This is a genomic window from Shimia sp. MIT910701 (assembly GCF_047126315.1).
GTDB lineage: Bacteria > Pseudomonadota > Alphaproteobacteria > Rhodobacterales > Rhodobacteraceae > Shimia.
Map to the genome: position 1 here is coordinate 3644164 of NZ_CP138953.1, position 19931 is coordinate 3664094.

A 19931-nucleotide genomic window follows, 5' to 3' on the forward strand; every position below is an offset into this window, starting at 1 on the left:
AATCACGCCAGCCTTGCATCCACATAGAGCACATTGCGCTGAGTACGCTCTAGGTCTGTGAGCACGCGGTAGGTTTCTTCGATCTGAGGCAGGGCGAGGATGTGTTCGGGCTTGCCATCCGCCAGAATGGCGCCTTCTCGCAGAAGCACGAGACGGTCGCAGAATTTGGCGGCCAAATTGAGATCGTGTAGGGCGGCCATGACCACCGGTTTCTTGCGGTCCATCTCGTTGCGGATCGAGGTCAGAATCGAGAGCTGGTGGTGCAGGTCCAGCGCGCTGGTGGGTTCATCCAGCAGGATCACATCTGGCGCGCGCACGATGGTTTGCGCCACCGCCACCATTTGCGCCTGTCCGCCGCTGAGGTCGGCGACGCCACGGTTGGCAAGGTGGGATAGGCCGAGAGCGTGTAGCGTGTCGGACACGCGGTCGAGATTGTCGTCGTTCACACGCCAGCCCGTGGTCTGCTTGAGCGCAAGCAGCACACTTTCAAACACCGAGAGCAACGCGTTGCAGCCATAGGCTTGCGGCATGTAGGCCACCCGTTTGGCGCGGTCTTTGCGTCCCAGATGGGTGACGTCTTCGCCCGCGATGGTGAGTGTGCCTTGGCTGGGCGTGATCAGCCCGGCGATGGTTTTGAACAGCGTGGATTTGCCCGCGGCGTTGGGGCCGATAAGGCCCACAAAGGCCCCGGGGGGAATGTCGGTGACGGTCACGTCGTGCAGCACGGTGGTGCGGCCATAGCCTGCAGACAGATTGGCGATGGTCAGGGTCATTGCAGGCGCTCCCGTCGTGAGCTGAGGATGATCGAGATGAAGATCGGCACGCCGATCAGCGAGGTGATGATGCCGATGGGGTAGATGATGCCCGGCGTGATGGTTTTGGAGATCAGCGAGGTGAGCGACAGCACCAGCGCGCCCACCATCGCTGAGAGCGGCACAAAGTAACGTTGATCCTCGCCCACCAGCATACGGGCAATGTGCGGCCCAACGAGGCCAACAAAGCCAACGGTGCCGACAAACGACACGGCAGTGGCCGCAAGCAGAGAGATGCAGATCAGCATTTCCACGCGCAGGCGGCCCAAGTCCACGCCCATACTTTGCGCGGTGGCTTCGCCCATGCGCAGGGCGGTCATCGGCCAGGTGCGGTAAAGGCTGAAGGGGATGGCGAAGCACAAGAGGATGGTGCCGAGGCCGATCTTTTCCCAGCTGGCGCGGCTGAGGGAGCCCATCATCCAGAAGACAATGCGGGCGATTTGGTCCTCGGACGCCATGTACTGCATCAGCGCCAGCAAGGCGGAGAAGGTGAAGAAGATTGCGATGCCAAAGAGGATCATGGTTTCTGATCCGACACCTTTGAGGCGGGTGGCGAGCAGAATGAAACCGCAGGTACAGAGCGCAAAGACAAAGGCGTTTACGGTGACCAGCAAGGGACCAACGGCCGGGATGACGCTGAAGCCAAGCACAATGGCCAGCGAGGCACCAAAGCTTGCAGCGGCGGAGACACCAAGAGTGAACGGTTCGGCCAGCGGATTGTTCAGGATAGTCTGCATCTGCGCGCCAGCCACGGCAAGAAGTGCGCCAACCAAAACGGCGGTGACGGCCACAGGCAGGCGGTAGTCCCAGACAATGACCTTCAACCGTGCGCCGTGCGACATCGGGTCCACCAACACTTCGGCGATGGTGGACAGGCTGTAGCCACCCGGTCCGGTGGTGATGTCCAGAAGGAAGCTCAGGCAAAGCAGGCCAAAGACAGCGGCAATGACGCCATAACGGCGGGACACGCGGGCGACATAATCATGCCGGATCGCCGCGGGATCAACTTCGAGGGTCACGGGGAAGATCTCCGAGGAGGGAAAAAGAGGGTCCGGCCCCGCATAAGCAGAGCCGGGAAGTTGGCGAGGGGGATTAGCCGCCAACCTTCAGACTGCCCCAGAACACGCCGGAGTAGTCGATCGGAAGGAACTTATCGTGCAGTTCCTTCATGGATGCTTCTGGGTCCACGTCCTCAAACAGCTCCGGATGCATCCATTTGGCAAAGGCCTGCATGGCGACGAAGTGATACGGGCTGTTGTAGAACTGGTGGTAGACCGAGTGGAAGCGGCCGTTTTTCACAGCCGACAGTTCACCCCAGCCTTCGCGGGAAGCGAGACCTGCAAGGCGTTCCTGTACTGCGGCTGGCTCTGCTTCGTAGCCAAACAGCACAGCGGTAGTCGCCGGGTTGGCCTCAGACCAGTTGGCGCCGGTGCCAATGATGATTTCCGGATCATCGGCAAAGATCGCCTCAAGGCTGACGCTGGTTTTGAAGCCCGGGAACTTCATGGAGCCCCAGTTGCGGCCACCGGCCAAGTCAACCAGACGGCCCAGATTGGCAGCACCGTAGGTGTTGCAGCACTTGTTCGGGTTATAGCCAGCGGCATTTTCGATGAACACAATCGGGCGGTCTTCAGCCGGGATCTGCGCCACGCGGGAGTAGATCTGTTTCATCTGCTGCTGGTAGAAGTCGCCAAACTCATCCGCCTGATCGCGTTTGTCAAAGATACGGCCCATCAGCTGAATGCTGGGCACGGTGTTCTCGGTGGGGTTCTGGCGGAAGTCGACAAAGACCGTGGCCACGCCCGCCTCATCGAGTTTCTCAATGATGCCGCTTTCCTGCGCCTTGAGCAGGTTGCCGAGGTTCATGAACACCACTTCAGTGCCAAGCGCCACAACCGCTTCAAGATTCCACTCGTCCGAATAAGGGCTGCCGAAGCTCTTCAGATCGGCGATCTCAGGGTATTTGGCGAGGTACTTGCGATAGGCGTCCGGGTCGTATTTGACCATGTCGTCTTTCCAGCCAACGACGCGCTCAAACGGATTGTCCTGATCCAGAAGCGCAATCGAATAGATCATACGGCCTTCGCCGATCACAACTTTGGATGGGTTTTTCTCAACTTCGACAACGCGGCCTGCGACGTCTGTGACGGTGATGGTCTCTGCAAAGGCAATCGTGGCGGTGGTGACGGAAAACGTCACTGCTGCGGCAGCGGAGCAAAGACCCCGTGTCAGTGTGCTGACTTTCATGGGTCTCTCCTTGGGTATGTCGCGATCAGAGTCGCGATCTGAGGTGCAAGGAATATTAACACACCAAAAGAGTCAAGTATAAGGGTGGCGAGCTCGTGACGTGGGTTGAAGTTTCGGTGCTCAGGTCACGTCCAGCGCGGGCCGCTTCCTACGCTCGACCAGTTCCGCGCCTTCCAGGCGATGCACAAGAAAGGCCACACCGAGGAGGAGGACTCTCTACCGGAGCTTCGTTTCGCGCTGGCAGCTGATGTCTGCTTTGCCGGACCGCGCCGCCGCGAGACGAAGCGCCGCACAAAGTCCAGCAAGGCCCGCCTTTATCGGGGAACGCGATCAGTTGCTTGGACATGCTGCGCTCAATCAAATGACGGCACCGAGCTCTGTAGTACCTCCTCCTGCGCAGATCACGAATGGCGGCTATCAAGTCACTTTCGAAGTCCGGGGCCTGCACACTAACAATCTATTTCCGTTCTCTATGCTTGGCTGGCGCGGCTTCACGCCAATCTTTGCGGGCTTGGGTCTCTTATTGGCCCTCTCAGGTCCTCCACTTTCCTAATTAAAGGGGCGGACCACTTCATTGGTGGAGGCTCAGTTTCCTATTTTAGTTTGCCGTGAAAATTGATTGAGTGTCCGTCGTCAAAGTTTTTGGAACCAAAAGCGGCGTGAACTAAGAGAGTGTTCGGCTCATCGGGTCGGTTTGATTATGCTGCGCGTTGACTGTGATGCAAGCGTCGCGCTTCGAATGTCTTCCGTTTGATCCTTTCTCGTTGTTCCAGAATGGCTTGGTCACGTCCGAAGTAGACATCGGCTGGTGTGACGTTTTTCAGGCTCTCGTGATATCGCTGGTGATTGTAATGATCGACGAAGGCTTCGATTTGGTCTTCGAGATCGCCGGGCAGGAAATAGTTTTCCAGCAAGATCCGGTTCTTCAAAGTTTGATGCCAACGCTCGATCTTGCCCTGCGTCTGGGGATGATACGGCGCTCCACGTGAATGTTTCATGCCTTTGTCCTGCAGCCACTCAGCCAGGTCACCCGAGACGTAACTGGAGCCGTTGTCGCTGAGTAGGCGCGGTTTGTGGACAACGTGGACCTGATCGCACCCTGACGCCTGCAAAGCCAAGTCCAGCGTGTCAGTCACATCCTCCGCCCGCATGGTCGTGCAGAGCTTCCACGAGATGATGTAGCGGCTGTAATCGTCCAGGATTGTGCTGAGATAGAACCAGCCCCACCCCAGAACCTTGAGATAGGTAAAGTCGGTCTGCCAAAGCTGGTTGATGGCCGTTGTCTTATGCTCGAACTCATTCGCGGCTTTCAGCACGATGAATGCTGGGCTGGTGATCAGGTCATGTGCCTTGAGCGTGCGATACACTGTGGATTCCGATACAAAGTACCGTTCTTGGTCTGTGAAGGTCACCGCCAACTCGCGGGGTGACAGCTCTGTCTCTTTCAAGGCGAAGCTGACGACCTTGCGCTTCACCTCGTCTGGAACGCGGTTCCAAACGTGTTTGGGCTTGGGAGACTGATCCTCAAGACCAGCCTCCCCGCGCTGCAGGTATCGGTCGTACCAACGGTAGAATGTGGTGCGAGGGATACCCAGTTTGGCCAATGTACGACGCGCTGACAGATGGCTTTCTTCAACCAACCGGATGATCTCCAGCTTCTCGGATGCGGCATACCTCATTCGTGGTCGCCCCCATCGCCTGTCATGCTTTTTTTGAGAAGACGCAGTTCCAATGTTTGCTCCGCGACAACCTCCTTGAGATCCTTTGCTTCGCGGCGCAGTTCTTTCACCTCGTCAGTGTTTGCGGCACGCGCTGTATCGCCCGCCAGCCGCTTCTTACCGGCCTCCATGAAGTCCTTCGACCATTTGTAGTAAACGCCTTGAGAAATCCCCTCGCGGCGACACAGTTCAGCTATGCTGTCCTCGCCACGAAGACCATCAAGGACGATACGGATCTTCTCTTCCGCCGAATACTGTTTACGGGTGGCGCGCTTGATATCTTTAACGATCTTCTCGCCAGGGCTCTTCGTAGTCTTTCTCATCTTCCACTCCTTAGTGGTTACGATGAGCCAGAAACTCTCCCTTATCAAATCACCCTAATTGGACCCATAGGTGCTGACGTCAGACAGAGATCGAGAGACGCTTTCCTCATGGCTGTCGCGATACGCATCGCATTTCCAAGTCGATGTAGCGACGCTGTGTACCGACAAAAGCACCTCTTTCAACGCAGTGTTGCGGCAATCGGACAACGCTCTCATGCATCTGCGGGACCATGGTGTCGACGTACCTGAAGAAGTGATTGCTTGGTCACCAAAGGCCGCAGACAACAAACAGCTGGAGCTTTGCGCTCATAGGTTCCCCGCGCGCGCCCTGTTTTTTTCCAGAAGTCCGCGGCTGCGTTCGCTGTCTGCTTGAAGACGCCCAGGAAGGTGTGGAAACCATGGCCCTACGCGGGCATTGGATGGTCCCTCATGTCTCCATTTGCCATAAACATAACACGTCCTTGCTACCACTTTGGCGCGAAGGAAATCGGATCCGTCGCTATGACTCCGCACCTCAATTGGCCCTACTGGCTCCCAAAGTTCTTGCCGGTGAAATGGAAGTTGGCTCCAGAAAGGCACTGCCCTTTGAACTCTGGGTTGAGAGCAGACTTAACGGCCACACGAACCCCAAGAACTGGTTGGACCAACACGCATTCCACGCCGCCGCCAACTTCTGCCGATATCTGGGAGCCGCACGGCTTCGACTGGAAAACATCCCTCTCGCCCGTGTGAAACCAAAACACCGCCCTGCTCTGTGTGAAATGGGGTTTCACGTTGCGCGACGAGGCGTAGCTGCCATTCAAGAGACTTTGGAAGAGCTTCAAAGTCAGCCTGGAACCCCACAAGACGGCGGAAAGGCAATTTACCCACTAATGTATGAGCGCTTGGCCTACGACCACCGCAATGACCCAGCATACGCGCCGTTCCAGAAGATATTGCGTGACCATATGGCAGCCACTTGGGCCCGGTGATGAACTGTTGGGGCATCCCGTCTATGAAAGACGGTTGCACTCCGTACGAACTGCAGCGCAGGCAATTGGCATTGATCAACGTCGCCTTCGAAAGGTCCTCGTCGCAAAAGACATTGTGCCGCCGGCAGAGTGCGGCATGCCGGACGCATGGCAGGTGTTTGACGCAGAACAGGCTACACCTTTGCTGTCGGGAATGACAAAGCTGATCAGCGCTAAAGAAATGGCCGACGCAATCAATGCAACGCGCTCTCAGTTCGATTTGCTTGTCGCTGACGGCGTTCTCAAACCAGAACTCACCGCTGGCAATGTGAAGGCTGTTTGGAACCCGGCAGATGGCCTCACTTTCCTGAACCAGGTACTCCGTGGTGCTGTCCAGCTTAGACAAGCGCAACACGGTTGGGAACATATCTCAAAAGCAGCGCAAAGGCTTAAAGTCGGCCCCGGCACAGTAATCGCCGCCATCTTGGAAGGAAGGATCGCGCGCGTTGCCAACAGGATGGGAAGCGAAGGGTATGCAGCCATCCACGTTTATCATGACGACGTTGTCGCCGCTCTGAAACCAATTGGGCACCAGGCAATAAACATCGAGGACTTCGCTAAGTCCGTTGGGATCAATCAGCCTTCAATTCTCAAGCGCTTAATAGAAGACTGTTTTGTCCAAACAACAGCGCTACAAAACCCGACAACAAAGGCCATGCAATCCTATTTTGAACCGCATGACGAAGTCGCGTTTCATGCCAAGTTCATGACGCCCAGGACACTAGCACAAGAAACCGGACAATCCTGGCAAAAGGTTACGCACCAACTCCGCGCAGCATCCATCCAGCCATTCTCAGTAAATGGGCAGCGCTACGGAAGCGTCTTTCTCAGGTCGGAAGTCCGAGCCCTCCTCTCGTAAACTCCCAACCCAAAAGCAGAAAAACGGCGTGAGATCAGTCTCGCGCCGTTTTTCTTGTTCACCGTTTTGGTGTTTTTAGGAAATCCGGAAAACTTATGGTGTGACTCTTGGAAAACCTATGAGGTAACTGACAACTTGTTGAACACCCCATAACTTGGCCATTCCGCAATATAACCCCATTGATTTCATTTAGAAAATTTTACCCGCCGGCGGCCAAAATGACCATTTACACATATCAAATGACCATCGAAAGTTCCAAAAAAATGCCGCCGGAAGGCAGCATTTTGAAAGTTAGATGTGGATAGATAAGCGGAATGGCTGTCACCCCATCCAAAATCGAATCTCATCCGAAACGTTGTCGGGCGGTTCTTCGATACATTTCATGATCTCAGCTGGTGAAACCATCACCGAGTCAAAACCGTGATGATTGTTTAATCGATACACATCCTCCAAGTGCTGACCGAACAAAAGCTCTAGGATTGCCCGCAATGTAACTCTAGTTTTCTCGGCCGCCTTCGCCAAATGCACATGCCCCGCCGGTATGACATCCACGACCTCAAATCGCCCTTCGATGAACTTTAGAACTTCATCGATTGACCGCCCATCGATCGATTTCCCAACCTTACTCTTGAGCTCATCATGATCCTGTATTCTGCGCAGCTGGCCCAATTCAATCAAAGCAGCAACCAGCGGGCGAGATGCAGACAACATATCTGGGACCCGGGTGACTGGCGTTGCGTGCTGCGCGCGCTCAATGAGAGGTTTCGCCTTAGCGTAATCGGCAACAACATTCGGCGCGCCTTTCAATGGCTCCGTTTCATCAATCACGCCAGCCAGCTCCAAAATTTTGGTCAACGTCTTTGAATGAAGGTGCTCAGCCTTCGCAATAGAGGCAATACTGGCAAAGCGAGGTTTCGTGATCTGCTCGCCCAAAAGCATCTGGCCCGGCACCAATGGCACATTGTCAATGATGACGTCGCGCACGATGTCGCGAATGGGGCCTGGATCTTTTGACAGCTTACTGGCGAACAGCCAGCCATAGAGCATGCCGAATGCGTTCCTCGGACTCGGGTGCCCATTCTTTTTGATCGCACTCAGGAGCTGTGTTCTGATGATTTCACGGATTGCATCTTCTCCATCACGCACAACAGGCCATGCAGTGCGACCCGCCTCATCCCACATATCTTCCGTCATTTCGGCCGCCTTTTGCGCGGGACCATATGTCATCAGGCCACCAAGCATGTGCGCAGCGCGGCAGGCTTGATCAATTCTCTGCCCGTCTAGCCATGCATGTCCCGCCTGTCCCTCAAGACGTCCTTCGGCGTACTCTTGCAGTGGTGATGGAACCCGTGAAGGAAGTTTCTCTGCCGAACCGCTACCAGCAGTCACAGCATCATTCATCGCTTGAACCTCATGAAGCACGTCGGTCCACTTGCCCATGCGTACATTGATCAAAGGAGTATTGTGCTTTCGGCAAGTCCGCACAGGTGCAAGCCGCCAATGCAAACGATGCCGCATAGCTGCGTTTGGCCAAGCCTGCCCATCGCGATCTTCTGCGAGGCAAAGCGGGCAAAACCGCGTCACAATTCCAGTAGTGAACTCCGCAGAAAACTCACATCCGCGAAGACGATAGCGGCGTTCGCCCAGAGCCATAATCGTGTTTGCCAAGACAGGTTCCGGGTCCTGACCGGTGATCTGGCACAATCGCTCAACAGCTTCAGGTTTGCCCGCTGCAAGATCTGCAGCCGGGATACTCATGGTATTTAGAAACGGCAGAACGCGGCCTCCCGTATGGAAGGCCGCTAGTCGTGCTGCCCATGACATGGGCGTTTCGTCAGGCTGAAACGGAAGATCTGGGAATAAAGCTGCCATAGCGTTCATCCTTTCCGCTTCCGGCGCGATCGCGGCATTGGCGTGTCATCACCTGCATCGGGATCCAAGACATGATAGTTGTCTGCATAGAAGACATTTTCCGACGCCGGACAGGCCTCATTCATCGCATAGGCGGATGCGAAGTGATCGATGGTCAGATACTCATCATCCTGCTCAATCGCGAATTCCATAGCCAACAACAACAGTTCGATAGCCCGTCCAAAGCGATATCGCGCGCCATGGAAAATACGACCGATCAAGTCTGGCTCAACAGGTGGCTCCAACCCGACTCGGCCGCAATAGTCCGCTAAAACAGCACGATACATGTCGCCATGAACGGTTTCGACCATCTCCGGTAGACCCATCGCCGTAAAGCGACGCTTCACCTGCGCGTCAGACCGGATCACCTCTGTCTGACGTCAGCACCTATGGGTCCAATTAGGGTGATTTGATAAGGGAGAGTTTCTGGCTCATCGTAACCACTAAGGAGTGGAAGATGAGAAAGACTACGAAGAGCCCTGGCGAGAAGATCGTTAAAGATATCAAGCGCGCCACCCGTAAACAGTATTCGGCGGAAGAGAAGATCCGTATCGTCCTTGATGGTCTTCGTGGCGAGGACAGCATAGCTGAACTGTGTCGCCGCGAGGGGATTTCTCAAGGCGTTTACTACAAATGGTCGAAGGACTTCATGGAGGCCGGTAAGAAGCGGCTGGCGGGCGATACAGCGCGTGCCGCAAACACTGACGAGGTGAAAGAACTGCGCCGCGAAGCAAAGGATCTCAAGGAGGTTGTCGCGGAGCAAACATTGGAACTGCGTCTTCTCAAAAAAAGCATGACAGGCGATGGGGGCGACCACGAATGAGGTATGCCGCATCCGAGAAGCTGGAGATCATCCGGTTGGTTGAAGAAAGCCATCTGTCAGCGCGTCGTACATTGGCCAAACTGGGTATCCCTCGCACCACATTCTACCGTTGGTACGACCGATACCTGCAGCGCGGGGAGGCTGGTCTTGAGGATCAGTCTCCCAAGCCCAAACACGTTTGGAACCGCGTTCCAGACGAGGTGAAGCGCAAGGTCGTCAGCTTCGCCTTGAAAGAGACAGAGCTGTCACCCCGCGAGTTGGCGGTGACCTTCACAGACCAAGAACGGTACTTTGTATCGGAATCCACAGTGTATCGCACGCTCAAGGCACATGACCTGATCACCAGCCCAGCATTCATCGTGCTGAAAGCCGCGAATGAGTTCGAGCATAAGACAACGGCCATCAACCAGCTTTGGCAGACCGACTTTACCTATCTCAAGGTTCTGGGGTGGGGCTGGTTCTATCTCAGCACAATCCTGGACGATTACAGCCGCTACATCATCTCGTGGAAGCTCTGCACGACCATGCGGGCGGAGGATGTGACTGACACGCTGGACTTGGCTTTGCAGGCGTCAGGGTGCGATCAGGTCCACGTTGTCCACAAACCGCGCCTACTCAGCGACAACGGCTCCAGTTACGTCTCGGGTGACCTGGCTGAGTGGCTGCAGGACAAAGGCATGAAACATTCACGTGGAGCGCCGTATCATCCCCAGACGCAGGGCAAGATCGAGCGTTGGCATCAAACTTTGAAGAACCGGATCTTGCTGGAAAACTATTTCCTGCCCGGCGATCTCGAAGACCAAATCGAAGCCTTCGTCGATCATTACAATCACCAGCGATATCACGAGAGCCTGAAAAACGTCACACCAGCCGATGTCTACTTCGGACGTGACCAAGCCATTCTGGAACAACGAGAAAGGATCAAACGGAAGACATTCGAAGCGCGACGCTTGCATCACAGTCAACGCGCAGCATAATCAAACCGACCCGATGAGCCGAACACTCTCTTAGTTCACGCCGCTTTTGGTTCCAAAAACTTTGACGACGGACACCTCATGGCTGAACTGACGTGCCAGATGGGTTTCATCATCGCGGAGGAAGACGAAGCCAACTTCAGTTTCTTGATGAAGACGGTAACTAACACCTTCAATTGTGACGCGGTCAAATTCACCGATGATCAAGCGAGTGTTGTGGGAATACTGAGTAGGGTTTGAGAGATCCATGATTATTCCTTTCAATGGCATGGAGGTACCGTTCCGGGGCGCAACGGCCTCGGTCCGGAACGAGAAAAAAGGGAAAGAGATCAGCCTGAGCTGTTTCAGCGTGTCAGGCCAACCTCATTGGTTTGGGCTCAGATGGTGAGGGTTCTAAATACCTCAGAGGAACGCTCGATACGCTCATACCGAACCATCTGAAGGTGGCCGGATTTGATGAGGCGAACCGCAGCCCGAAAACCCATTCCGTCAAGGCCGGACTCGTCGACCAATGCGCCAATCGTCGTCACACCAACTGACGCGCCAGCGACATCCTGCATGACAGGATCTGCAAAGCAATCTGGCCGACGCACAGCATGAAACAGCTCCGCATTGAACAATTCGACCGGACAGACATCCTGTTCAGTGAACAAGCGGAAGTCGTTCACGACACCCCCGCGAATGGCCTGCTGCTTGATGCGTGCCAGTTTCAATGTGTACTTGAGCCCTGCGTGCTGGCTCGGACGAACTGCGTAACCAACAACTCGGTCATCAGTCTGTTTGGCGACCAAGTCCATGTAGTGCGTGTGATACTCACCATGTTCGTCATACCATTCGAAGGCAACTTGCTCGACGACATCCAGAGTGGTCGGGCGTGCCGATAGAAGAAGCAGGGCCATTTTCTCGAGATTGCTTTCAAGACCAAGGCGAACACCGTGATCGTCACCGATAACGGCACCACCAGTGAAATGTCGTTTTGACCCAACTTGGGTGTCACGATTGCCGCGGCTGACTTCAGGAAGGCGGATGCCGCCAGTTTGGAAATGGATGGACATGTTTCTGTCTTTCTATTGCGTGGGGACGTTCCCCGAGTTTGGAAATGATCCCCTCAGGCGATCTCAAACCGTTCGCAAAACACCCAACATGGACGGCGAAGAAAGTTCGAGACACACCTCCTCCGCTGCCATCAATGGATGACTTGGAGCGAGACCAGGATTGTTTGAAAAACCGATGTCCTTGAAATGAGCCCTCGGATGTGGTACTCAAAACTTGTTTTGAGGAAGGCTTCGGTCTTTCAGGAATTGTCGCGATCTGTTGGCGCAGGTCGCGTTTTTCCTTTTTAGTGTTCGGTCATGTCTGTTCCTTTCGTCGTTTTGGCTCACGCCAAGAAGTTGCGTTAACGATAGCGTGCGAATGACGCCCCGTGAACTATTTTTGCAATTAAAATCAGCACATTAGGAAGCGCCTGCAGGTTCCTTTTTCGCCTACAAACTCCCGCAACAGGTTGTGATGATGGACCTTAGATTTCTAAATCTATGGTCGCCACGACAGCTTCAGTTCCGATTGCCACTTGCGAAAAACCCAAATCCAAAATCGCAAGATAATTTTTCTCAAAGAAGCATTCTCGATTTCGCTCAAAATCCAGAACCAAACGGGTTCCGATTCGGCACTACCATCCGCAGTCGTTATGCGAAGTTTCGGCAGACTGACCACGTATTGATGGCCATCGATATGATGAGAATGAAAATACACGCGTATCGCTTTCGGACAGTTCTACGAAATCGGCGCACTGGAATATGCGTCGAAACTACCTGGTTAGGTTATTCGTATGAGCCGTGAAGCGATATGATGTGCTGTGTTTGTCATGGGATTAGATTTGGAGGAACGATCGCCGAGAAACAAGGGAATCCGCGCAACGGTTTTGCCGCCTGCCACTCTACCGTGGCGTGTTCGACACAGGTTGGCACAACATTTCAATTGGGAATTGCGGCCTATTGATCAGCTGATTAAACGCCTCCCTATCGGATTGGGAGAGTGTGCTCGACCAACGGTCTCACCGATAGGGAGAAGCACCCAAGTCATGTCAGAAGGGCGTTTCTGGTGATTTTTGTCGGAAAATTTATTTCCTAGAGCCCCTTGAAGCGTTCGCTGCCAGCCATCAACGGATTTGGGTTTCACCTTCCGTGTTTTTGCAAGCTACAGTCAAATGTAGACCTTAAATGATGCATTTATCAGCAAGCGCATTTGGGTGCCTTGACTAAAAACTTGGGAACCAATCGTACCCCCCCCCATTGAAGGCACTCCCCTCGAGCTTACAAGTTTGAAAGTCGTTCGTGTGAGCTGGTGTAGTTTCCAAGATCAAAACACAAAAAAGCCTGAAAAATCAGCCAACAATCCACAACTATAGCGTTAAAATAGATTCCATCTTCAGACCTAAATACCTACATTGAAACTGAAATTAAGTTTAGCCTCATTTGTAGGAGACCTGTCTTGAGCCAGGACACCATCAATAACAACGCCTCGTTTATCTGGTCGATTGCAGAATTGCTGCGCGGTGACTTTAAGCAATCCGAATATGGGAAGATCGTTCTACCCTTTACGATCCTGCGTCGATTGGACTGCCTGCTGGATGAGACCAAGAAAGCCGTCCTTGATGAGGCAGAAAACCTGCCTGACGAAATGGACGAGCAAATGCGCATCGCCATTCTGTCGGGCGTCGCGAATGCGGGCGGCCAAATCTACAACCAGAGTCAGTTCACCTTCGAGAACCTGCGACAGCAGGATGCGGGTCAACTGCGTTCGAACCTCATTGACTACCTTACGGGCTTCAGCCCGAACGTTCGCGATATTTTCATTGAGAAGTTCAAGTTCACCGAAATCCTCAAAGACTTGGATGAAAAAGGATCGCTCTGGATGGTCTTTGATCGCTTTTGCCAGCTTTCAATGCACCCGGATGAGGTTTCCAACCTTGAAATGGGTTACCTGTTCGAGGAATTAATCCGCCGCTTCTCGGAGATGTCCAACGAGACTGCAGGGGAACACTTCACCCCGCGCGAAGTGGTGCGCCTACTGGTCGATCTGCTCCTAGTCAACGATGAAGAAGCCTTGTCCGGCAAGGGTATTATCCGCCGCGTATATGACCCAGCATGCGGCACGGGCGGTATGTTGTCTGTCGCCGAAGAATCCATGAAGGCCCTGAACAGCGGGCTTCACGTTGACCTATTCGGACAGGAGCTCAACGGCGAATCCTTTGCGATCTGCAAATCGGACATGATGGTGAAGGGCCACGATGCCTCGCGCATCGCCTATGGCAATACCCTGACCGAAGACGCCCACCGCGCTGAAACCTTCCACTACATGCTTTCCAACCCGCCCTACGGCGTTGACTGGAAGAAATACGCAGCACCGATCAAGGAAGAGGCGGAAGAGCTGGGGCATCAGGGTCGTTTCGGCGCTGGTCTACCGAGCACGTCAGACGGCCAGCTTCTTTTCGTGCAGCACATGATTTCCAAGATGCGCGATGATGAAAAAGGGTCGCGTGTCGGGATCGTCATGAACGGCTCCCCGCTGTTTTCCGGTGGCGCTGCATCAGGTTATTCCGAAATCCGTCGCTGGCTCATGGAAACAGATATGGTCGAGGCGATCATCGCCCTGCCCACAGACATCTTCTACAACACGGGCATTCAGACCTACATCTGGATCCTATCCAACCGCAAACCTGAAGACCGTCGTGGTAAGGTCCAACTGATTGACGCCAGCGGCGAACAGTTCTGGCAGTCCATGCGCAAATCCCTTGGCTCGAAACGCCGCGAGATCAGCGATGATGCGCGGGCCGAGATCGTGCGCATTTATGGTGAATTTCTGAACGGCAACGCAGGTGTTGGGGATGTTTCCAAAATCTTTGACACGACCGACTTTGGCTACCGTGAAATTCGGGTAGAACGCCCCCTGCGCCTGCGGCTTGAGATCACCCATGATCTACTGGGCGCGTTGAAAGCGGACGAAAAGACTGTGGCCGCGCTTGAGAAGGCGGGCAAGAAGTTCGACAGCTTCACCGACACGCTTTTTGCAATGCTTGAGGAAAAGCTGGGCGATGTCTGGATGGATCGCGCGGTCTTCATCGCTGATGTGACGGATGCCATGGCAGAACGGGGCATCAAGCTGCCCGCAGCAGCAACCAAGACATTGGTGGCCCGATTTGGTGCGCCGCATGAGGATGCCGAGATTTGCACCGATAAGAATGGCGAGCCGGAGCCTGACACGAAACTGCGCGATCACGAGTTGGTGCCGCTGGGTGAAGACTGGCAGGACTATTTCGCGCGCGAGGTTGAACCCTTTGTGCCAGATGCTTGGGTGGACACAGGCCATGTTGATGTGACTGACGGCGGCGTTGGCCGCGTGGGCTATGAGATCAACTTTAACCGCTATTTCTATCAGTATGTCCCGCCGCGGCCACTGGCGGAGATTGATGCGGAGCTGAAGGCGCTTGAGGCAGAGATCGCTGGGCTGTTGAAAGAGGTGGTGGCGTGACCTTAACCCCGATCAAACACGCTGCACATTTTCACAATGGCGCCGCCTTCAAACCTTCAGATTGGGGGGATGAGGGCCTACCAATTCTTCGTATTGCCCAGCTCAGCGGGAAGCCTTTCGACAATTACTTTGATGGCAACATCAACCGTGGCTATCTGATCAAGGATGGCGATTTACTCTTCTCTTGGTCCGCAACTATTGACGCATTCATTTGGGATCGCGGCGATGCCATCCTGAATCAGCACATCTTCAAAGTTGTCCCTAAGAAGAATGCCGACAAGACCTATCTATATTACCTGATTAAGGCTCATGCACCTCGGTGGGCCGACGATGATGCGCATGGCAGCACCATGAGGCACATTAAAAAGGAAAGCCTATCAAACAAAGTTTGGCTTCCCAACCTCCCCACCCAAAAACGGATCGCCGCTTTCCTCGACCGCGAAACCGCGCGCATTGATGCGCTGATCGCAAAGAAGGAGCGGTTGGTGGAGGTTTTGCAGGAGGAACGATTTTCCACAATTTCTCGCAGCGTGACGGTCGGCCTTAACCCAGACTTGCCGCTGGAAGAGACAGGAAATCAGTACATTCCACGTGTTACCAAAGGCTGGAAAGTCTGGCGCTTAAAGCACTTGGCTAGTGTGTTTGGAGGTATAACGCTCGGTAGAAAAATCGCCCCCGATGAGAACACCATCGCGACGCCGTATCTGCGGGTGGCGAATGTCCAAGCAGGCTGGCTCGACCTATCTGACATCGCCGAAATCGACGCTACAATCGCGGAACGCAAAAGGTACGCCTTGGCCGCAGGTGATGTTCTTATGAATGAAGGTGGTGACAACGATAAGCTTGGGCGAGGCGCAGTCTGGCAAGCGCCCTTTGCACCGTGCATCAATCAAAACCACGTTTTTGCCGTTAGGCCCAAGGATAAAACCTTTTCGCGGTGGATCTCTCTTACAACGAATGCGCAATACGCGCGCGACTTTTTCTATTTGCACTCGAACCAATCCACCAACTTGGCCTCAATATCGAAAACCAATCTTCAAAAGTTTCCTCTTGCTGTTCCACCCAAAGAAGAAATGCTCGCAGTCTTAGGGCAGCTTGACGAGAAGCTTAGTCAGCTGGAACTGATTGTCACAAAAACCGATAAGAGTGTCACGCACCTGCGCGAATACCGCGCAGCCCTGATCACCGCCGCCGTCACTGGGCAGATCGAGGTGGACAGCTACACCAGCTCCGGCGCGGCTTCTGCCAAACTAGACCAAATCGAAGAGGAGATACAGGGATAATGGCCCGTCAACTTAATACAGACCCTGAAATCGACGCATTTGTCGTAAAGGTTATCGGCGAAGCACAACACCATGGCGCAGCCGTCGCGAATATTATTCAGCCGCTGGCAGATGAAGTCCGCAAACGGCTCGTTCTCGGGCGCGATAGTGTTGAGGTTTATGAGCGAAACGGCAATCTGGCGCGCACCTGCTGGGTGACGCTGTCAGGCAATCGTTATGTCTTCTCATACAATTACCAAACCCAACAAATAGACCTGCGCGACCGGACGTTGCGCGGCCCTCTCATCCACTCATTTGACAACACCACAACGCATTCATCTGTGCTTTCTGTCGTAGCCTCGCTTTAGGATATTTTCATGCCCAGCCCCAACATTTCCCGCAACAAATTGCATACTGAAGAAGCCGTTGAACTCCATCTCGTGGATCAGCTTGTCACCCGCCAAGGGTGGGTTGAGCGTCAATACACAGATTACGACCGCAAGCTGGCCCTTGATCCAGAGATGACAGAGCAATTCGTGCGCAATACTCAACCGGATGCGTGGAAAAAACTCTGCGATCAGTATCCAGGTAAAGAGCGCGAAACACTGGCGCGACAGCTGGACAGCCGCCTGAAAGCAGTCGGCACCTTGGAGGTCCTGCGACAAGGCATCACCATCGTTCCAGGCATCAAGATCACGCTCTGCGCCTTCAAGCCGGCGTCAGGCCTTAACCCCGCATCGCTGCGCGCTTACGAAGGAAACATCCTCACTGCCATGCGTCAGGTGCGTTATTCGCTGCGCAATGAGAATGCGATTGATGTGGTGCTGTTTGTGAACGGCATTCCCGCGGTGACACTGGAGCTGAAAAACACCCTGACGGGGTCGACCTACCAGACAGCGGAAAAGCAGTACCGCAAAGACCGAGCTCCGAATGGTGAGCCGCTCCTGACCTTTAAGCGCGGCGCCTTGGTTCATTTTGCATTGGATCAGGACAACGTCTCGATGACGACCCACCTGAACAACGGCAAAACACGCTTCCTGCCGTTCAACCGCGGCCGTGATGGTGGTGCGGGCAACCCTGATGTCGAGGAAGAGTTCCGCATTGCATATCTCTACCGCGACATTGGCGCGCGAAAGGCTGTCTTTTCCCGCGAGGTACTGTTGGGAATTTTGCATCGCTTTGTTTTGGTCGACGAAGTGAAACAGCCAAATAGCCGTGTAAAACGTACAACAATCTGGCCGCGCTTCCAGCAACTGGATGCTGTTCGCATGCTTGTCCAGGATTCCAAGGAAAACGGTGCGGGTCAAAACTACCTGTTTCAACACTCGGCCGGTTCTGGAAAATCAAACACCATCGCCTGGGCGGCCCATCATCTTGCGACACTTCACAACGATGATGATCAGCCGATCTTCGATACGATCATCATCGTGACCGACCGTGTTGTACTGGATCGTCAGCTCCAGCAAACCGTAAAATCCTTCGCGCAAACCCAAGGGTATGTCGTGCCGATCGATGGCACCTCTCGCCAGCTCAAAAAGGCGATACAGGATGGCGCAAAGATCATCATCTCGACGATCCACAAATTCTCGACAGAACAACTATCGGTACTGAAAAACGAAGAAAGCCGGCGCTTTGCAATCATCATCGATGAGGCGCATAGCTCCCAATCCGGAAAACACGCGGATAGCATGGCGCGTGTTCTTGCAGACGGCGAAGCGACAGAGGAAGAACAGGAGCTCGACGCAACAGAACTGGCCCTATTGGAGCTGCAGCGGCTCCGTGGGCCACAAGCAAACCTGTCTTATCTGGCTTTCACCGCGACGCCAAAGAACGTGACGATGGAGCGATTTGGCCGAATTTACGATCAGGAGAAGGGCCCGGAACCCTTCCACCTTTACTCCATGCGTCAAGCTGTCGAGGAAGGCTTCATCCTTGATGTTTTGCGCAACTATCAAACCTACACATCCTACGCGCAGCTTGAAAAAGCCATTGATGACGATCCCCGGCTTTTGGAACGGAAATCGTCACGCAAGGTCGCGCGTTTTATCGACTTCCACCCCACGGCGATGTCCCAGAAAGCAGAAGTGATTGTTGAACACTTCCGCAGACATGCCCTGCCTGAAATTGACGGGCAAGGTAAAGCCATGGTCGTCACTGCCAGCCGTGAACATGCAATCAAGACCCACCAGGCAATCACGAAGTACATCGAAGATCAGGGTTACACCGACGTTCGAGCTCTTGTGGCCTTCTCGAGCGAAATTGAGGTCGACGGCCAATCTTATACCGAGGTTGGCATCAATGGCTTTGCCGAAACCGAGCTACCGAGGCAATTTGACAGCGCGACATACAATGTTCTTGTGGTAGCGGAAAAGTATCAGACGGGCTTTGACCAACCCAAGTTAGTCGCGATGTATATCGACCGTCGTCTTTCGGGCCTGCAAGCGGTCCAGACACTCGCCCGGCTCAACAGAATTTACCCTGGGAAAGATCGCACTTTCATTTTGGATTTCCGTAATACCGTGGAAGAGATCCAGGAAGCCTTTAAGCCCTACTACAATGTAACCACCCTCGAAGATGTCTCGGACCCGAACCAAGTCTACAACCTTCAGGCACGCCTTCTTTCTTTTGGAGTCCTTGATGCCGAAGAGATAGACCGTTTCGTTGATCGTTTCATAAATGCGACACGCCGTGTGGATGAACGGCCCGTTCTGGAAGGCGTCGTACGACAAGCGATCGCTCGCTTTACGAACAACTTAGACGAAGAACAGCAGGAGGAGTTCCGCCAAGTCCTTGCTTCATTCCTGCGTTTCTATTCATTTATCGCGCAAGTTGTCCCACTTGGTGATACGGACCTTGAAAAGCTGCATGTTTATGGGTCGTGGCTGAAGCGTATGTTGCCAAGCCGTCAAGCACCGCAGGGTGAGGATGTCACGGACGACATGCTCGAACTCGACGCTTACAAGCTGGAAAAGCAAGGAGACCCGCAGGATGCGAGTCTCGGTGCCGATGACAACGCCTCATTGAGCCCAATCGACCGTTTTGGCGCGAATCCATTTACGGAAGAGGAAGCCAAGACCCTTTCCGAAATCATCGAAGCGTTCAACTCCCGGCATGGGACAGAGTTCAGCGAGGAGGACTATATTCGCTTCGAGGCCGTAAATCAGGACATCCTTGATGATGAAGCCTGGGCGGAAATGCTTCGGAACAACGATCCAAGGGATGTCCAGCCGCGATTTGAGGCCGAGTTTGTCCGACGCACGATCCAGGCGTTTCAGCGAGATGGGGCAATGCGGAATGCATTTATGCAGGACCAAGAAGCACGCGACATGCTGATGCAGTTGATGTTCCGACGCGCGGTGCGCGGTGCTGGGCAAGCGGCTTAGGAACGAAATCCGCACTGAAATGTCGGCACACTAATTATGTCGTCTTCGACAAAAGACTGGCCCTACAGAACCGAAGAAC

Annotated in this window: 16 protein-coding genes; 7 read left to right on the forward strand and 9 right to left on the reverse strand. The window is 54.1% G+C overall.

The genetic code is table 11. The features are described 5' to 3' along the window. Positions 1–2 precede the first annotated feature (2 nt). The 5 genes from SIB38_RS17725 to SIB38_RS17745 all read right to left on the reverse strand — a co-directional run bounded on the left by SIB38_RS17725 (position 3) and on the right by SIB38_RS17745 (position 5316). Positions 3–773 (reverse strand): ABC transporter ATP-binding protein, encoded by a 771-nt coding sequence (locus tag SIB38_RS17725; protein ID WP_294119206.1) that lies wholly within the window; start codon positions 771–773, stop codon positions 3–5. Beyond that, positions 770–1831, reverse strand: coding sequence for a FecCD family ABC transporter permease (locus tag SIB38_RS17730; RefSeq protein ID WP_294119207.1), 1062 nt, complete (start codon positions 1829–1831; stop codon positions 770–772). Before SIB38_RS17730 ends, SIB38_RS17725 begins: the two co-directional genes overlap by 4 nt. 73 nt (positions 1832–1904) lie before the next feature. Beyond that, a complete protein-coding gene (locus SIB38_RS17735; protein ID WP_294119209.1) occupies positions 1905–3059 on the reverse strand; it encodes an ABC transporter substrate-binding protein in 1155 nt (384 codons plus the stop codon). Between the two features lie 698 nt (positions 3060–3757). Continuing rightward, positions 3758–5100 (reverse strand): IS3 family transposase gene (locus SIB38_RS17740; protein WP_412550264.1). Its coding sequence is split into 2 segments (ribosomal slippage): positions 3758–4773 and positions 4773–5100, totalling 1344 coding nucleotides; the frame shifts between segments, so codons are not numbered across the junction. A gap of 54 nt (positions 5101–5154) precedes the next feature. Next, the gene (locus SIB38_RS17745; RefSeq protein ID WP_294119692.1) at positions 5155–5316 is read right to left on the reverse strand and encodes a hypothetical protein; all 162 of its coding nucleotides are present in this window, start codon (positions 5314–5316) and stop codon (positions 5155–5157) included. A gap of 41 nt (positions 5317–5357) precedes the next feature. Between SIB38_RS17745 and SIB38_RS17750 the strand changes: the two genes are divergently transcribed. Beyond that, a complete protein-coding gene (locus SIB38_RS17750) occupies positions 5358–6071 on the forward strand; it encodes a TniQ family protein (RefSeq protein WP_294119691.1) in 714 nt (237 codons plus the stop codon). Positions 6072–6264: 193 nt separating this feature from the next. Further along, complete coding sequence (locus tag SIB38_RS17755; RefSeq protein ID WP_412550722.1) at positions 6265–6969, forward strand: hypothetical protein; 705 nt, start codon at positions 6265–6267, stop codon at positions 6967–6969. A 321-nt stretch (positions 6970–7290) separates the two neighbouring features. Here SIB38_RS17755 and SIB38_RS17760 read toward each other — a convergent pair whose 3' ends face one another. Both SIB38_RS17760 and SIB38_RS17765 read right to left on the reverse strand, forming a co-directional pair. Further along, on the reverse strand, positions 7291–8841 hold the full coding sequence (locus tag SIB38_RS17760; RefSeq protein ID WP_412550723.1) for a TniQ family protein: 1551 nt from the start codon (positions 8839–8841) through the stop codon (positions 7291–7293). Between the two features lie 5 nt (positions 8842–8846). Then, on the reverse strand, positions 8847–9248 hold the full coding sequence (locus SIB38_RS17765; protein ID WP_412550724.1) for a hypothetical protein: 402 nt from the start codon (positions 9246–9248) through the stop codon (positions 8847–8849). Positions 9249–9337: 89 nt separating this feature from the next. On the opposite strand from SIB38_RS17765, the gene SIB38_RS17770 reads away from it, so the two are divergent. Further along, positions 9338–10680, forward strand: a protein-coding gene (locus SIB38_RS17770; RefSeq protein ID WP_412550264.1) for an IS3 family transposase whose coding sequence is annotated in 2 segments (ribosomal slippage) — positions 9338–9665 and positions 9665–10680 — 1344 coding nt in all. Because the reading frame shifts where the segments join, the coding sequence is not laid out codon by codon here. A gap of 30 nt (positions 10681–10710) precedes the next feature. Here the strand turns inward: SIB38_RS17770 and SIB38_RS17775 are convergent. Together SIB38_RS17775 and SIB38_RS17780 are read right to left on the reverse strand one after the other, a co-directional pair. Then, positions 10711–10926 carry a hypothetical protein gene (locus SIB38_RS17775; protein ID WP_412550725.1) on the reverse strand — a complete coding sequence of 72 codons (216 nt, stop codon included), beginning with the start codon at positions 10924–10926 and terminating at the stop codon, positions 10711–10713. 128 nt (positions 10927–11054) lie between these two features. Continuing rightward, complete coding sequence (locus tag SIB38_RS17780; RefSeq protein WP_412550726.1) at positions 11055–11732, reverse strand: hypothetical protein; 678 nt, start codon at positions 11730–11732, stop codon at positions 11055–11057. A gap of 1435 nt (positions 11733–13167) precedes the next feature. Here SIB38_RS17780 and SIB38_RS17785 point away from each other — a divergent pair. Genes SIB38_RS17785 through SIB38_RS17800 form a run of 4 tightly spaced genes read left to right on the forward strand, consistent with a single transcriptional unit; the run spans position 13168 to position 19852 of the window. Further along, a complete protein-coding gene (locus tag SIB38_RS17785; protein ID WP_412550727.1) occupies positions 13168–15207 on the forward strand; it encodes a type I restriction-modification system subunit M in 2040 nt (679 codons plus the stop codon). Beyond that, positions 15204–16490 carry a restriction endonuclease subunit S gene (locus SIB38_RS17790; RefSeq protein WP_412550728.1) on the forward strand — a complete coding sequence of 429 codons (1287 nt, stop codon included), beginning with the start codon at positions 15204–15206 and terminating at the stop codon, positions 16488–16490. Before SIB38_RS17785 ends, SIB38_RS17790 begins: the two co-directional genes overlap by 4 nt. Next, positions 16490–16837, forward strand: coding sequence for a hypothetical protein (locus SIB38_RS17795; protein WP_412550729.1), 348 nt, complete (start codon positions 16490–16492; stop codon positions 16835–16837). The genes SIB38_RS17790 and SIB38_RS17795 overlap by 1 nt, the downstream gene beginning before the upstream one ends. Before the next feature lie 9 nt (positions 16838–16846). Beyond that, complete coding sequence (locus SIB38_RS17800) at positions 16847–19852, forward strand: type I restriction endonuclease subunit R (RefSeq protein ID WP_412550730.1); 3006 nt, start codon at positions 16847–16849, stop codon at positions 19850–19852. Positions 19853–19931: the final 79 nt, after the last annotated feature.

Bases quoted from the DNA above. Each gene is read 5' to 3' on its own strand.
- SIB38_RS17735 (WP_294119209.1), bottom strand. From the start codon at position 3,059: ATGAAAGTCAGCACACTGACACGGGGTCTTTGCTCCGCTGCCGCAGCA.
- SIB38_RS17775 (WP_412550725.1), bottom strand. From the start codon at position 10,926: ATGGATCTCTCAAACCCTACTCAGTATTCCCACAACACTCGCTTGATC.
- SIB38_RS17745 (WP_294119692.1), bottom strand. From the start codon at position 5,316: ATGAGAGCGTTGTCCGATTGCCGCAACACTGCGTTGAAAGAGGTGCTT.
- SIB38_RS17780 (WP_412550726.1), bottom strand. From the start codon at position 11,732: ATGTCCATCCATTTCCAAACTGGCGGCATCCGCCTTCCTGAAGTCAGC.
- SIB38_RS17760 (WP_412550723.1), bottom strand. From the start codon at position 8,841: ATGGCAGCTTTATTCCCAGATCTTCCGTTTCAGCCTGACGAAACGCCC.
- SIB38_RS17795 (WP_412550729.1), top strand. From the start codon at position 16,490: ATGGCCCGTCAACTTAATACAGACCCTGAAATCGACGCATTTGTCGTA.
- SIB38_RS17755 (WP_412550722.1), top strand. From the start codon at position 6,265: ATGACAAAGCTGATCAGCGCTAAAGAAATGGCCGACGCAATCAATGCA.
- SIB38_RS17725 (WP_294119206.1), bottom strand. From the start codon at position 773: ATGACCCTGACCATCGCCAATCTGTCTGCAGGCTATGGCCGCACCACC.
- SIB38_RS17800 (WP_412550730.1), top strand. From the start codon at position 16,847: ATGCCCAGCCCCAACATTTCCCGCAACAAATTGCATACTGAAGAAGCC.